Source organism: Halalkalibacter nanhaiisediminis, from assembly GCF_007830185.1.
Lineage (GTDB): Bacteria > Bacillota > Bacilli > Bacillales > Bacillaceae_D > Halalkalibacter > Halalkalibacter nanhaiisediminis.
Genome location: NZ_VLKZ01000009.1, coordinates 64,275 through 78,553, shown reverse-complemented (window position 1 = coordinate 78,553; position 14,279 = coordinate 64,275). Strand labels below are relative to the sequence as shown.

The window sequence follows — 14,279 nt, the reverse complement described above, 5'->3', positions numbered from 1 at the left end:
AAAAGAAGATAGGTGGAATGTACATAACTAAGCAAACAATAATCACTAGAAATGAGGGATATGTATGAACAATGACGAATTAAAAGGCAAATGGAATCAATTTAAAGGAGACGCAAAACAAAAATGGGGAAAGTTAACGGATGATGATTTAACAGAAGTAGAAGGTAGCCGTGATAAGTTAATTGGTAAGATCCAAGAAAAGCATGGCAAAACGAAAGAAGAAGCAGAACGAGAAGTCGATAATTGGTAAAAAAATAATTTTCTATCAAATGTTCTGATGGAAAAAGAAAGCGTTCTGCATGGCAGGTTGCTTTCTTTTTATTTGTGTAATTTTGTTATACAAATATTATACAATTATTATGCATTTTCCTCGAAATGCGATACAATAAATGAAGAATGTTCGTATAATTAGGCAGTTTTTTATTAAAGAGGTGACAGGTCATGATCTCGTATTTTAAAAGTGAACAATTGTTTGAACGGGCATTTCATTATTCAGCAATTGGTATAGCATTAGTCGATTTAGATAACAAGTGCCTAGTTATCAATGAAGCTTTTTGTGAAATGCTAGGGTATAACCAACATGAGCTTGTTGGCAAAACATATAGTGATGTCACCCACCCAGCAGATTTAGCTTTGGTTCAAAAAGCTAGGGAGTTAGTGCTTGAGGAAGGAACATTTTATCAATTAGAAAAACGATATGTGAAAAACGACGGAGCCATTATATGGGGACTTGTTAGCCTTTCTCTTGTTCGTGATGAGATGAATAATCCAGTCTCTTTTATTTTTCAAGTGCAGGATATTACCCTTCGGAAAGAAACGGAAAGGCAGTTGACATTAAATAAAGAACGTTGGAAAAAAATCCTTGAAACCGTTCCCAATGGAATTGTGATGCTTGATTTGATGGGGAAGATTATTTTTGCTAATGAAAGAGCAGAACGCATCCTTAGGTTTAATAAAGAAGATATTCTCATGAAGGAATATAATTCTCCCCAATGGAAGAATAAAAGAATCGACGGCTCGTCTTTTCCAGATGAGGAGCTGCCATTTTCAATTGTGGTAAAGACAAAGAAACCTGTCAATAATGTTGTTCATACGATGAAAGGTCAAAATGGAACACATGTTATCATTTCAGTGAATGCGACACCTATTTCGGATGAACATGGTGAGTTGAACAGTGTTCTTTACTCAATTAGTGATATTACTTCACAGAAAATGGCGGAACAACAGTTGCTCGAAGCAAATTTGTTATTTAGAAAGCAATCTCAAATTGATGGTTTAACAGGGGTAGCGAATAGAAGATATTTTAATGACTATTTTGAAGATACTTGGGATCAAGGGACAGTCGACCAAACACCAATTTCACTCATTCTATTTGATTTAGATCATTTTAAGCTTTTTAACGACACATACGGTCATCAAAGTGGTGATGACTGCTTGCGTGAGGTAACAGTAGCAGTTGATAAGATAGTGAAGAAAGAGGGGCATTTACTCGCTCGTTATGGTGGAGAGGAATTTGCTATTATTTTATCTAATACTCATAGTCAACAAGCGCAACAAATGGCTAACGATATAAAAAAAACGGTTGAAGAGCTGCAAATCGAGCATGCTGCATCTGAAATGTGTCAATTTGTTACCATTAGCGTTGGTGTTGCCACAGTCAGTCCTCATGCAGAGCAAAGTATTGATTCGCTCATTTGCAAAGCAGATCAAGCATTATACCAAGCGAAGAGTAAGGGGCGTAATGTTGTACAATTATTTATAGAAGAATGAACAATGAATCAATTAAAAGCGCCCTCTAAACAAAAACGGGCGCTTTTAATAGTGAAAAAATCTATTTGATTGTTGTCCGCCTTTTTTTCAATCTTTCCGAATTGTTCTTTACCATATTCTTGCTTGACCTTTTCTCCCCGCTTCTTCATAACCCATTTTTTCATGTGGATTTTTGTTTTGTGCCATTTGAAAAACCTTCTTAGATCAGATTAGTCATGCTATACCTTGCTCCACGCAATTAAAACATTCTTTTTTATGTAACAATGAGTGAGAGTATGGTAAAAAAATAAAACATAGAAAATTTCAGTTTATTCAAACTCTAACTGGGGTATTTGAGCGAAGTACCTTTTATTTTATATAAGAAGTAGCTTTTATTTTATTTAATCAGAAATTGGCAATAAGCTAAATTTTTTGAGGAGGAATCGCAAAATGAGTGAAAAGCGTAAGGTGGATGCAAACAGTAAAAATGAGCAGCTGGAACAATTCCGCGTAGATGATCAAGGCAAACCAATGACAACAAATCAAGGACTCAAAGTGGCGGAAGATGAATTCTCTTTAAAAGCTGGTGAACGAGGTCCGACCTTAATGGAAGATTTTCATTTCCGTGAAAAAATGACACACTTTGATCATGAGCGAATTCCAGAGCGAATTGTCCATGCACGCGGTTTTGCTGCCCATGGTGAGTTTGAATTATATGAGTCTATGAAAGAATATACGAAGGCGGGCTTTTTGCAGGATCCTTCTGTGAAAACACCTGTATTTGTCCGTTTTTCAACTGTCGCTGGCTCACGAGGCTCAGCTGAAACTGTACGTGATGCACGTGGTTTTGCGACGAAGTTTTATACAGAGGAAGGAAACTACGATTTAGTTGGAAACAACATTCCTGTATTTTTCATTCAAGATGCCATTAAATTCCCTGATCTCGTACATGCTCTCAAACCAGAACCTCATAACGAGATGCCTCAAGCCGCATCTGCACATGATACGTTTTGGGATTTTATCGCAAACAATCAGGAATCAGCTCATATGGTGATGTGGGCGATGTCAGACCGTTCAATTCCTCGAAGCTTCCGAATGATGGAAGGGTTTGGTGTCCATACTTTCCGCTTCGTTAATGAGGAAGGTCAAGCACATTTTGTAAAGTTTCATTGGAAGCCTGTACTTGGAATTCACTCTCTTGTATGGGATGAAGCACAAAAAATCTCTGGTAAAGACCCAGATTTTCATCGCGGGGATCTTTGGGATTCAATTGAGAATGGTGACTTCCCAGAATACGAATTAGGCGTACAGCTTATTAAAGAAGCAGATGAATTCAACTTCGATTTTGATGTGTTAGACCCGACAAAATTATGGCCAGAAGAAGATGTACCAGTAAAAATCATAGGCAAGATGACATTGAATCGTAACGTTGATAATGTCTTTGCTGAAACGGAGCAAGTTGCCTTCCATCCTGGTCATGTCGTACCAGGCATTGATTTTACAAATGATCCATTACTTCAAGGGCGTCTGTTTTCATACACAGATACACAGCTCATACGTCTCGGAGGGCCAAATTTTCATGAGCTGCCAATCAATAGACCCGTTTGTCCGTTTCATAACAATCAACGTGATGGATACGGGCGTCAAACAATTAATAGAGGGCAAGTGAGCTATCACAAAAATTCACTCGCAGCTAATACCCCTGCCCCAGTTAGCGAGGAAGAAGGAGGGTTTGTTCATTATCAAGAAAAGGTCGAAGGAAGAAAAGTACGCAGTCGAAGTGAGAGCTTTAAGGACCATTTCTCTCAAGCGACAATGTTTTGGAACAGTATGAGTGAGCCCGAGAAAAACCATATAATTGAAGCGTTTAGCTTTGAGCTTGGAAAAGTAGAAAGCAAATCAGTTCAGCAGCAAGTGGTTGATATGTTTGCTAACGTTAACCTCGACTTAGCAAAAGCATTTGCAGATGCAATCGGGGCAACACCGCCACAAAAGGGCGGATCGGAGGTAACGAAATCCTCTCCGGCCCTTAGCCAGGAAAATACGACGAAAAAGCCAGATACACGTAAAGTCGGTGTCATTATTGGTCATAATTTTAATGGACCTGATGTGAAATCTGTTTTAGATTCTTTAAAAGCGGAAGGTATTCAGCCTGAATTAATTAGTAATAAGCTAGGGAAGGTTAAAGGATCTGATCATATAGAGCTTGAAATTGATCATACTTTCTTAACAGGTGAATCTGTCTTATTCGATGCAATCTATGCGGTCGGTGGAAGTGATGTCGATAAGAAATTTGAAAAAGATGCAAAGTACTTTATGAACGAAGCCTTTTCCCACTTTAAGCCGATTGGTGCTACCCATGAAGGAAAGAAGTTGGTAGAAGAAGATATGAAGAACAGCCCAGGTGTGGTTGTAGAAGATCATACCGACTCATTTACAAAAAAATTCATTGAAGCGATTTCCGCTCATCGTCACTGGGATCGTAAAGTCATTTAATGCTTTAAAATATTTCTCTAATATAATTGATATGAGTGTATTTTCTGTGCGAGGCATAAATAGCTGGTGGGATAATTCCCGCCAGCTATTTTTTGTCTGTTATGCCAATAAGGTGAAAAGACTAGGTTTATCTGACCTTTATGGAGGAGCAAATAAGTGAAAATAATTTAATTAATGATTGGTTATGATTGTTTTTGATCAAAAATGATTGTATACTAGCATTATAGGATGAGTAAGAGGTGATGAAATTGCTCACAGTCGAACGTCAAGAAAAGATACTCGCGTTATTAAAAGAAAAAACAATTGTGAAAATACAAGAATTAGTTGATGAAACGTATGCATCGGAGTCCACGATTCGAAGAGATTTAACGGAACTTGAGCAATCGAAAAAATTAAAGCGCATTCATGGCGGGGCAACTCTTCTTCAAAAAAAATTAGAGGAGCCTACAATTGCTGAAAAAACAATCAAAAACAGTCATGAGAAAAAACGAATTGCAGAGCATGCTGCTTTGTTTGTTGAAGATGGTGATTGTATTTTCTTAGATGCTGGAACGACAACGGTTGAGATGATTCCTTTTCTTGAAGGAAAGGAAGTCGTAGTAGTCACGAATGGACTAAACAATATTTCTTTGCTCGTTGATTTAAACATTGAAACTCATGTTATTGGGGGTCAGGTGAAATCAGGGACAAGAGCTTTTGTTGGTCGAAGTGCGATTCAGACACTAGAGACATTCAGATTTGATAAAGCGTTTCTTGGTGTAAATGGTGTGACAAAGTTAGATGGTTGTACAACTCCAGATCCACAAGAGGCTTTCATTAAGGAATATGCGATTGCGCGAGCACGTCAAAGTTATATTCTTACGGATCATTCCAAATTTGGAGAAGTTTCGTTTTCGAAATTTGCTGATGTAGATGACGTGATCATTATTACAAGTAGTGAATTGAATGCTGATGATATTCATTTTAGAAAAATACCGAACTTAGAGGTGGTTACCTTATGATTTATACAGTTACATTAAATCCTGCACTCGATTATTTTGTACAGCTCGACCAAGTGAACCTTGGTGCTATTAGCCGCTCCAATTATGATTATAAAGCTCCAGGTGGTAAGGGGATTAATGTTTCAAGAGTGTTGAAGCGACTTGGTCACCAAAGTGAAGCACTTGGCTTTATTGGCGGTTTTACAGGTGAATATGTAAAAAGCGTTGTTGAGCATGAAGACATTCGCACCAATTTCGTACAAGTAGATGGCGATACAAGAATTAACGTCAAAATCAAGAGTGAAGAAGAGTCTGAAATCAACGGAGTATCACCAGACATTACTGAGAAACATCTTGATGAATTGCGCGCAATATTATCTGTCCTGAAAGAGGGTGATGTTCTCGTCCTTGCTGGGAGTGTACCAGCATCAATGCCAGCTGATATTTATGCCACGTTATGTGAGGAAGCGCGTAACAAAAACGCAATGGTTTTCATTGATTCAAGTGGTGAGCCAATGCGTAAGGTGTTAGAGGCAAAGCCAACATTTATTAAGCCTAATCATCATGAACTTGGGGAGTTATTCTCCGTTCAAATATCTTCACCAAAAAAAGCCGTTCCTTATGCGAAGGAGCTTGTCAAAGGCGGAATTAAGTATGTAATCGTATCTTTCGCTGGAGATGGAGCGATTTTAGCAACTGATGATCAGATTCTTTTTGCAAATACGCCTAAAGGGGTGGTTCAAAATTCCGTTGGTGCAGGGGACTCTGTTGTAGCTGGCTTCTTAGCGGCAACATCAGAAAACATGTCGCTAGAAGATGCCTTCAAATTTGCAGTTGCAACAGGGAGTGCAACTGCATTCTCTAAAGAATTTTGTCATCGTTCAGATGTTGAGAAGCTGTCACAGGAAATCACTATATCAATATTCTAAACTGGGGGAAGGGTGAATAGGATGAAAATTTCAGATTTATTAAAAAGAGATACAATCGTTATTGACATGGGTGCTACTGATAAAGAGTCTGCGATTAGTGAGTTAGTTAACAAGCTAGATTTGGCAGGTCGATTAAATGATGCAGAAGGATACAAGAAAGCAATCTGGGCAAGGGAAGAGCAAAGTACGACAGGACTTGGAGACGGGATTGCGATTCCTCATGCAAAAACGGCGGCTGTTAAAACACCAGCAATTGCTTTTGGAAAATCAACTAAAGGGTTAGATTACGAGGCGCTTGATGGTCAACCTACTCATTTGTTCTTCATGATTGCCGCATCAGAAGGTGCTAATCAAGAGCATTTAGCCACACTTTCAAGATTGTCTACATTTCTTATGGATGAAGCATTCCGTAAAGCATTACTTGAAGCACGTACAGAAGACGATGTCATTCAAGCCATTGATCAAAAGGAACAAGAGCAAGCGGTAGAAGAGGCAAAAGAACAACAACCAGCCCAAGATGGCTATTCGATTTTAGCAGTAACTGGTTGTCCAACGGGTATTGCCCATACGTATATGGCAGCTGATGCACTTAAAGCAGAAGCGAAAAATCAAGGAATCTCGATAAAAGTTGAAACAAATGGCTCAGGTGGAGTGAAAAATCGTTTAACAGCAGATGAAATTAACAATGCACAAGCGATTATCGTGGCAGCTGATACAAAGATTGAAATGGACCGATTTGCTGGTAAAAAGGTGATTGAAGTTCCGGTTGCTGATGGAATTAAAAAACCGAAAGAGCTAATTGAAAAAGCATTGTCTGGAGATGTTTCGATCTATCAAGCGACAGGTGGAAATAGCAGTAATCAAGAAAAGGAAAAACGTTCAGGATTTTATAAGCACTTGATGAATGGTGTTTCAAACATGCTACCGTTTGTTGTTGGTGGAGGGATCCTGATTGCCATCTCGTTTATATTCGGTATCGAAACAGACAACGAATTTGCGCAAATGCTAGCAACAATTGGTGGAGGCACTGCCTTTGCGTTAATGATTCCAGTTCTTGCTGCCTTCATTGCAATGAGTATTGCTGACCGTCCAGGTTTTGCTGCAGGTATGGTTGGTGGTTTGATTGCTGTTAACGGTGATGCGGGATTCTTAGGTGGTTTGATTGCAGGTTTCCTAGGTGGCTATATCGCGCTTCTTGTTAAAAATTTATTAGCAGGTTTACCAGAATCATTAAGTGGAATTCGAACGATTCTCTTTTATCCGGTATTAAATATTTTCTTAACTGGTATGATCATGCTCCTGCTCGTTACGCCATTAAGTGCATTTAACAGTGCGTTAGAAGGTTGGCTTGGCGGAATGGGTACAACCAATATGATCTTACTTGGACTTATCCTTGGTGGAATGATGGCGATTGATATGGGTGGTCCAATCAACAAAGCCGCTTTCACATTCGGGATTGCGATGATTGATGCAGGGAACTTTGGTCCGCACGCTGCTGTTATGGCAGGAGGAATGGTTCCGCCACTAGGTATTGCATTAGCGACTACATTCTTTAAGAGTAAATTTAATAATCAAGAACGTGAAGCAGGAAAAACAAACTATCTTCTCGGAGCATCTTTTATTACAGAAGGAGCAATTCCATTTGCTGCAGCTGATCCAGGTCGCGTGATTCCTTCAGCCGTCGCAGGTGCTGCCGTTGCAGGTGGATTAACAGCATTCTTTGGAATTGGTCTACCGGCACCACACGGAGGAGCCTTTGTAATCGGACTTGTATCTGGAGGCTGGTACTTATATGCGCTTGCTATTCTAGCAGGTTCTGCTGTCACCGCTCTGATGCTTGGTTTTTGGAAAAAGAAAGTCGTATAAAGTATTTTCATAGAGACTGACTCAAGGTCTCTGAACCTAATGTAGGGGAGGAGGCTGATGAGTTGGTCTTTTTTGTGTTTAAGGAAACCTCGCTATGATAACTAGCGTCCTATAAATAACAAGTATTTTCTGTTAATCTCATCTCTATGTTCTTTTAAAATTTTTGTAACCTTAATAAAATCTACAAATTTAATTGCTATTGTTTGATTATCTCGTTGTTAAAGTAAGTCATTTTAACAATAGTCGAACAAGTACCAAGAAATCTTAAGTTAAAATTAATTATTACTAGGTAGGTGGCACATAAATGTGTGGATTTATTGGTTGTATTCACGCTAAGCCGCATCAGTTGGATGCAGACAGGGAACATCAATTTAAAGAAATGAACGATATCATTACCCATAGAGGACCTGATGATGAAGGTTTTTATTACGATGAATATATTCAGTTTGGATTTAGAAGATTAAGTATTCTCGATCTTGAAAGTGGACATCAGCCGCTATCCTATGAAAATAAACGTTATTGGATTATTTTTAATGGCGAAATCTATAATCATATTGAGCTTCGCAGAGAGTTAATAGAAAAAGGATATAGCTTCTCAACTCATTCTGATACAGAAGTGATTATTGCCCTTTATAGTCACTACAAAGAAAAAGCAGTGCAAAAGTTAAGAGGGATGTTTGCTTTTGTCATTTGGGACAAACTTGAGCAAAAATTATTTGGGGCGAGAGATCATTTCGGGATTAAGCCATTTTTCTACTATGAAAAAGAGGATGTAACGTATTTTGCTTCTGAGAAAAAGAGCATTCTACTTGCTGAGGACTATGTTCTTAATATGGAATCATTACAGCATTACCTTAGCTTTCAATATGTACCTGAACCTGAAACGATGACAAAGCATATAAAAAAACTACCACCAGGTCATTATTTTACGCAAAAACCAGGAGGAAGTTTAACAATTAAGCGTTACTTTGAAGCAAATTTCCAGCCGATCAAAACCTTAGAATCTGAAATAGTCAAAGATATACGTGATGTATTAATCGATTCAGTCAATGTGCATATGCGCAGTGATGTCCCTGTAGGATCGTTTTTATCAGGAGGAATTGATTCTTCTATCATCGTTTCGTTAGCAAAGGAGATTAATCCTAAGTTAAAAACATTCTCTGTCGGCTTTGAAAGAGATGGGTTTAGTGAAATTAATGTGGCCGAGGAAACAGCTCATGCTCTTCAGTTAGAAAACATTAGTCACATCATATCTCCAGAAGAATTCGTGGCGGAACTGCCTAAGATTATTTGGCATATGGATGATCCCCTTGCAGACCCAGCTGCTGTCGCTCTCTACTTTGTGGCGCGTGAAGCGAGAAAGCATGTAAAGGTTGTTTTATCTGGTGAGGGAGCAGACGAGTTATTTGGTGGCTATAATATTTACCGTGAACCACATTCACTACAAATATTTAATGCTATACCAAATCCTATGAAACAGGTATTAAAAGTTGTTAGTGGTATGCTTCCAGATGGCATGAAAGGGAAAAGCTTTATCGAACGTGGGGTGACCTCTTTAGAAGCAAGATATATTGGCAATGCGAAAATGTTTGAAGAAAACGAAAAGAGAGGGTTGCTACACAAGTATCAGCCTAATGTTGATTATACGACTATAACGGCTCCTATTTATCACCAATCTAGAAACTATGATGCCGTTACGAAAATGCAGCATCTCGATATCCACACATGGTTAAGAGGAGATATTTTATTAAAGGCAGATAAAATGACGATGGCTCATTCGCTTGAATTACGAGTCCCATTTTTGGACAAGGAAGTGTTCAAAGTGGCAGCGAAGATCGACTCAAGTCAAAAAATCGCTAATAACACAACAAAATATATTCTCAGAAAAGCAGCTGAAGGGATTGTCCCTGAGCATGTATTGAATCGAAAAAAATTAGGATTTCCTGTCCCGATTCGTCATTGGTTGAAAGACGAGCTCTATGAATGGGCAGTAGAATTGATTAATGGCAGTCAGGTTGATGATCTGTTTGATAAACAGGTCGTGTTGAATTTACTAGAGGAGCATGTAACAAACAAAAAGGATAATAGCCGAAAGCTCTGGACAATTCTGATCTTCATGCTTTGGCATCAAATCTATGTCGAGCATATTTATCAGTTTCATCGTCCAAGTGTACAAAATAAAGACAAGCAATTACTTACTATTTAAAAGTAATTGCTTGACTCCCCATCTGCACCCAAGCATCGATAAAATTTTGTTTGGGTGCTCTTTTATCTTTTTCACCTGTTAAAGGATCGTTGAAGTACACATAGTGCCTGTCGTAGCCAGTAATGAGGACGGAATGTTCACGGTACGTAATTTCGATTTCTCCGACTGGTGTATTCCATGTCTGAAACTGCTCTGGAGGTAAATGGCTATACCATGTATTGGTAATGATCCAAATAGGGTTGCCGTTAGATACAGAGGTTTCTAATTCACTAAATTCTTTCCCAGTTAGGTTAACAATTCTGTTAGGTAAATACTCTTCAGCTAGCTCCATAATAGGTTTGTAATAGACCCCGTATCCAGGGTGATCAATATTGTACATATCTCCTACGAAGCCAGTATTGGGATGACCAAAAAAGACTTGACCGTTTTTGACCTTATACGGAGTCGGATCTCGTTTAATTCGCTCAGCTAACTCCACTTTGCCGACATTCACATCTGCATATTGTAAGAGCATGGCTAGGCTTGTCACCTCACATCCTCTTGGCAGCTCTGGTAGCTGTGAGATGAGCAGAGCATCTAGCATAACTTCTTCTTTTTTGAAACCATTCTTGTTTACGAGCTGAGTGCTTTTACTCATATGGTCGTCTGCTAATAATGGTTGTCGTGGTAAACTAGCTTCTGCTCTTGCCACGAGGCCTTGGAAAGAATGTCGAATTTCTGGCGATAGAAATAAGCTCATACAAAAGACAATAAAGAAAAGAAGCGTATAAACCATCACAGATTTTCTGAAACGAGAATGAACCTTTTTAAAAAGCAATAGCGTGCTAAGCAAGATAATAAAAAAAGCGCTGATATAGACAAGAATATAATCCATCGAGACTTCTACTTCCTTCGAATCGTTTTGTTACAGCATACAGGAATTTTTTTAAGAAAATATGAAGATGAAATGATTTGCTGTATTATTTTTAGGGATAAGGTTTTATAACGAAATATGTAACTATATAGGGTATTCAAAAGTTATAATAACCCTAAATCATAAAAGGAATGTGATGTGAAAATGGGAGACATAAGAATTCTAATCGTTGATGATGAAGCGCCGATGAGGGAACTATTACATATGTATTTAACATCAGCAGGTTATCGTGTTGAACAAGCAAAGAACGGATTAGAAGCGATGAAGAAAATAAAAGAAGCATCATATTCGATTGTTTTACTAGATATTATGATGCCTGTGATGGATGGTTTTGAAGTATGTGCTGAGATTCGCAAAATCTCTCAGGTGCCTGTGATTATGCTAACAGCTCGTAATCAAGTGATTGATAAAGTAGCTGGGCTGAAAATAGGGGCTGATGATTATATAACAAAACCATTCGATCAAGAAGAATTGCTTGCTCGTATTGAAGCGATTTTACGAAGAAATGGGTTGAGTAATCAAGAATTAACGGAAGTAAAAGACATGTTACACTATCACGATCTTGTGATGAACAGAGCGGCGCATCAAGTATTTCATATAGAAAATGAGTTATCTCTTACGCCAAAAGAATATGCGATTCTTGAATTGTTTTTATTGAATCGAAATCGTGTTTTTAGCCGAGACGACATCCTAGAATTAGTATGGGGATATGACTATATTGGCGATTATCGTAGTGTTGACACGCATGTGAAGCATTTACGAGATAAGCTGACTGACGCAGGAATTGCTGGTCAAAGTGTGATCAAAACAGTATGGGGCGTTGGGTATAAATTAGGATGAGAATATCTATTTTTAATAGCATTTCTGTTAAACTAGGAACGCTTTTGTTTGTGATCTTTTTTCTTCTTGTTATTAGCATTGAGAGCATCTTATATTTGTTTTTCGTTAACTTTTATACTCAAGATGTTGTACGTGAGTTGACGCAACGTAGTGACGCTTATGCTGAGGTGCTTAGTGAGGATTTTGATGAAGCTATTTTGAATTATGCTGGATTGATCGAGAGTACATCATCAAAAATGATTATGGTTGTCGATCACAGTGATAACATAATCGCTTCATCAGAAGGAATTACAAGCCTTTCACAAGATTATCTTGAGGAAGTCATTCATCATGGAGATGAAGATCATGGACCAATTATTGCTTCTGATTGGAAAAATGAAGATTACTTTGTCGCTCAATCATTTATTCAACATGATCATCAAGCTGGTGGTAAAGTGATCATGTTTAGTTCGACACATCCTGTTCGGGAGGCTGTGACATTTCTAAATCGTACGTTTGCTGTAGTTGGGGTGATCACTTTCATTATTAGCGCGCTCCTCATTTTTATCGCTTCAAACAAAGTAGTACAGCCTTTGTTAAAAATCATCCGTGTAACTAAACTTATTTCGGAAGGGAAATATGACTGGAGGTTAAGAGCTAAAGGTTCAGATGAGATTGCAGAACTATCTTATGCTGTGAATCAGATGTCAAAAGACATTCAGAACTACCAGCAGCAACGCACTAAATTTTTTATGGATATTTCACATGAACTACGAACGCCATTAACCTATTTCAAAGGCTATGTGGAAGCAGTGCTAAATGGAATGGTAACAACAGAGGAGGATAAAAAGAAATATCTTCATTTGTTGTACAATCAAAGTGGACAACTCCAGCGATTAGTTCAAGATTTATCGGACTTATCACAGTTAGAAAATGAAGAATTTACTCTTCAGCGAACTCGTACGTCAATAGAAACAGTGATGGTCAATTCATTAGAATTTATGGGTCCTTCTATTGAAGAAAAAGGAATTGAGCTAACATACGAACTTTCGCCTACACCGTTATATGTATCTGGGGATGAGCAACGACTCCAACAAGTCATCATCAACTTACTTGAAAATGCTAAAAAATATACGCCAGCAAGTGGAACGATTAAAGTTTCAACCTATCAGGATAAAGATCAATGTGTGATCGAGGTAGCTGATACAGGACCAGGCATCCCTAAAAAGGACCTCCCTCATATATGGGAGCGTCTCTATCGTGTTGAAAAATCACGGTCACGAGACACTGGTGGCTCTGGGCTTGGCCTTACAATTTGTCAAAAGATTGTGGCTCTCCACACTGGTGAGATTACAGTTGCGAGTGAAGAAGGAGTGGGGACGACTTTTCAGGTGAGGCTTCCTGTTTGGGGTAGTTGACGAACTAAAACGCGTTCCTTCTGTCAAATATCCTCATTTAGTTTTTTGAAACAATGATATAGTTGATTGTAGATTATTTTTTCCAAATAAAATGCAAGCTATGCTATACTTGCAACATAATTCAATACTATCCACTAGGGGTGTCTTGTGACTGAGAGAGGAAAGCCTCAACTCTTATAACCTGATCTAGTTTATGCTAGCGTAGGGAAGTGGTGTTAGACGAGTACTATTTTTCCGTGAGTGACTCTTTGATGACACGACCTCCTTTTGTGGATAATAAGGGGGTCTTTTTCTTATGAATCGCGATCGATTGCAGACAATGATTGAAATTGCTGTGATGGCAGGATTATCGCTTATTTTAAGCTATGTAAAATTTGGAGCGTTTTGGGCAATGGGCGGCTCGATTTCATTAATCATGGTGCCGATCTTTGTTATTGCTTTTAGACGAGGATGGAAGGTCGGAGTGCTAACGGGATTCCTTGTTGGAGTGTTAACGTTGATCACAGGTGGTTATGTTGTTCATCCTATCCAGCTTATTTTTGATTATCCATTGCCGTATTTGGTGCTCGGTTTTGCTAGTATTTTTGTGGCGAGAAGCGTATCTCATGCTCCGAAAGTGTCGGCTATTGTGTTTGGACTTTTATTTGCGACGACATTGCGTTTTTTCAGTCATTATTTTTCTGGTGTTATTTGGTTTGGTGAATTTGCTCCAGATGGAATGAGTCCACATTTATATTCGTTCTTCTATAATATTTCTTACTTATTGCCAGAAATGCTATTGACGCTTGTGATTCTGGTGTTATTAGCGAAGTCCTATCCTCAGTTTTTCCTTGCTAATCGTCATGTTGGAGGAAAGGCGTCATAAATATGTAGGTGACTAATCGATTCTGAAAACTCGTGATG

At 38.5% G+C, this 14,279-nt stretch carries 11 protein-coding genes and 1 riboswitch; of the genes, 10 read left to right on the top strand and 1 reads right to left on the bottom strand.

Annotated features, from left to right (window positions below; genetic code table 11):
* The first annotated feature begins 64 nt into the window (after positions 1-64).
* The 7 genes from IQ10_RS14885 to asnB all read left to right on the top strand — a co-directional run bounded on the left by IQ10_RS14885 (position 65) and on the right by asnB (position 10,226).
* Entirely contained in the window at positions 65-250 is a 186-nt protein-coding gene (locus tag IQ10_RS14885) for a CsbD family protein (RefSeq protein WP_144451291.1), read from the top strand.
* A 191-nt stretch (positions 251-441) separates the two neighbouring features.
* Entirely contained in the window at positions 442-1,770 is a 1,329-nt protein-coding gene (locus IQ10_RS14880) for a sensor domain-containing diguanylate cyclase (protein ID WP_144451290.1), read from the top strand.
* 429 nt (positions 1,771-2,199) lie between these two features.
* On the top strand, positions 2,200-4,245 hold the full coding sequence (locus IQ10_RS14875) for a catalase (protein ID WP_144451289.1): 2,046 nt from the start codon (positions 2,200-2,202) through the stop codon (positions 4,243-4,245).
* 248 nt (positions 4,246-4,493) lie between these two features.
* Positions 4,494-5,246, top strand: a complete 753-nt coding sequence (locus tag IQ10_RS14870) for a DeoR/GlpR family DNA-binding transcription regulator (protein ID WP_144451347.1) — start codon at positions 4,494-4,496, stop codon at positions 5,244-5,246.
* Positions 5,243-6,154, top strand: a complete 912-nt coding sequence (gene pfkB, locus IQ10_RS14865) for a 1-phosphofructokinase (protein ID WP_144451288.1) — start codon at positions 5,243-5,245, stop codon at positions 6,152-6,154. The genes IQ10_RS14870 and pfkB overlap by 4 nt, the downstream gene beginning before the upstream one ends.
* A gap of 21 nt (positions 6,155-6,175) precedes the next feature.
* Positions 6,176-8,020: a PTS fructose transporter subunit IIABC gene (locus IQ10_RS14860; protein ID WP_144451287.1), complete on the top strand. Its 1,845-nt coding sequence runs from the start codon at positions 6,176-6,178 to the stop codon at positions 8,018-8,020.
* Positions 8,021-8,324: 304 nt separating this feature from the next.
* Positions 8,325-10,226 (top strand): asparagine synthase (glutamine-hydrolyzing), encoded by a 1,902-nt coding sequence (asnB, locus tag IQ10_RS14855; protein ID WP_144451286.1) that lies wholly within the window; start codon positions 8,325-8,327, stop codon positions 10,224-10,226.
* On the opposite strand, the gene IQ10_RS14850 is transcribed toward asnB, so the two are convergent.
* Entirely contained in the window at positions 10,219-11,100 is an 882-nt protein-coding gene (locus IQ10_RS14850; protein WP_144451285.1) for a C39 family peptidase, read from the bottom strand. The two genes, asnB and IQ10_RS14850, sit on opposite strands and share 8 nt — an antisense overlap.
* 183 nt (positions 11,101-11,283) lie before the next feature.
* On the opposite strand from IQ10_RS14850, the gene IQ10_RS14845 reads away from it, so the two are divergent.
* The 3 genes from IQ10_RS14845 to thiT all read left to right on the top strand — a co-directional run bounded on the left by IQ10_RS14845 (position 11,284) and on the right by thiT (position 14,241).
* Positions 11,284-11,979 carry a response regulator transcription factor gene (locus tag IQ10_RS14845; RefSeq protein ID WP_144451284.1) on the top strand — a complete coding sequence of 232 codons (696 nt, stop codon included), beginning with the start codon at positions 11,284-11,286 and terminating at the stop codon, positions 11,977-11,979.
* Entirely contained in the window at positions 11,976-13,376 is a 1,401-nt protein-coding gene (locus IQ10_RS14840) for a sensor histidine kinase (RefSeq protein WP_144451283.1), read from the top strand. Before IQ10_RS14845 ends, IQ10_RS14840 begins: the two co-directional genes overlap by 4 nt.
* 126 nt (positions 13,377-13,502) lie before the next feature.
* Positions 13,503-13,601, top strand: a riboswitch (TPP riboswitch).
* A 70-nt stretch (positions 13,602-13,671) separates the two neighbouring features.
* Positions 13,672-14,241, top strand: coding sequence for an energy-coupled thiamine transporter ThiT (gene thiT / locus IQ10_RS14835; protein WP_144451282.1), 570 nt, complete (start codon positions 13,672-13,674; stop codon positions 14,239-14,241).
* The last annotated feature ends 38 nt before the right edge of the window (positions 14,242-14,279 follow it).

What these genes read in the sequence shown, in the direction of transcription:
- IQ10_RS14885 (WP_144451291.1), top strand. Translation starts at nt 65, where the DNA reads ATGAACAATGACGAATTAAAAGGCAAATGGAATCAATTTAAAGGAGAC.
- IQ10_RS14880 (WP_144451290.1), top strand. Translation starts at nt 442, where the DNA reads ATGATCTCGTATTTTAAAAGTGAACAATTGTTTGAACGGGCATTTCAT.
- IQ10_RS14875 (WP_144451289.1), top strand. Translation starts at nt 2,200, where the DNA reads ATGAGTGAAAAGCGTAAGGTGGATGCAAACAGTAAAAATGAGCAGCTG.
- pfkB (WP_144451288.1), top strand. Translation starts at nt 5,243, where the DNA reads ATGATTTATACAGTTACATTAAATCCTGCACTCGATTATTTTGTACAG.
- IQ10_RS14860 (WP_144451287.1), top strand. Translation starts at nt 6,176, where the DNA reads ATGAAAATTTCAGATTTATTAAAAAGAGATACAATCGTTATTGACATG.
- asnB (WP_144451286.1), top strand. Translation starts at nt 8,325, where the DNA reads ATGTGTGGATTTATTGGTTGTATTCACGCTAAGCCGCATCAGTTGGAT.
- IQ10_RS14850 (WP_144451285.1), bottom strand. Translation starts at nt 11,100, where the DNA reads ATGGATTATATTCTTGTCTATATCAGCGCTTTTTTTATTATCTTGCTT.
- IQ10_RS14845 (WP_144451284.1), top strand. Translation starts at nt 11,284, where the DNA reads ATGGGAGACATAAGAATTCTAATCGTTGATGATGAAGCGCCGATGAGG.
- IQ10_RS14840 (WP_144451283.1), top strand. Translation starts at nt 11,976, where the DNA reads ATGAGAATATCTATTTTTAATAGCATTTCTGTTAAACTAGGAACGCTT.
- thiT (WP_144451282.1), top strand. Translation starts at nt 13,672, where the DNA reads ATGAATCGCGATCGATTGCAGACAATGATTGAAATTGCTGTGATGGCA.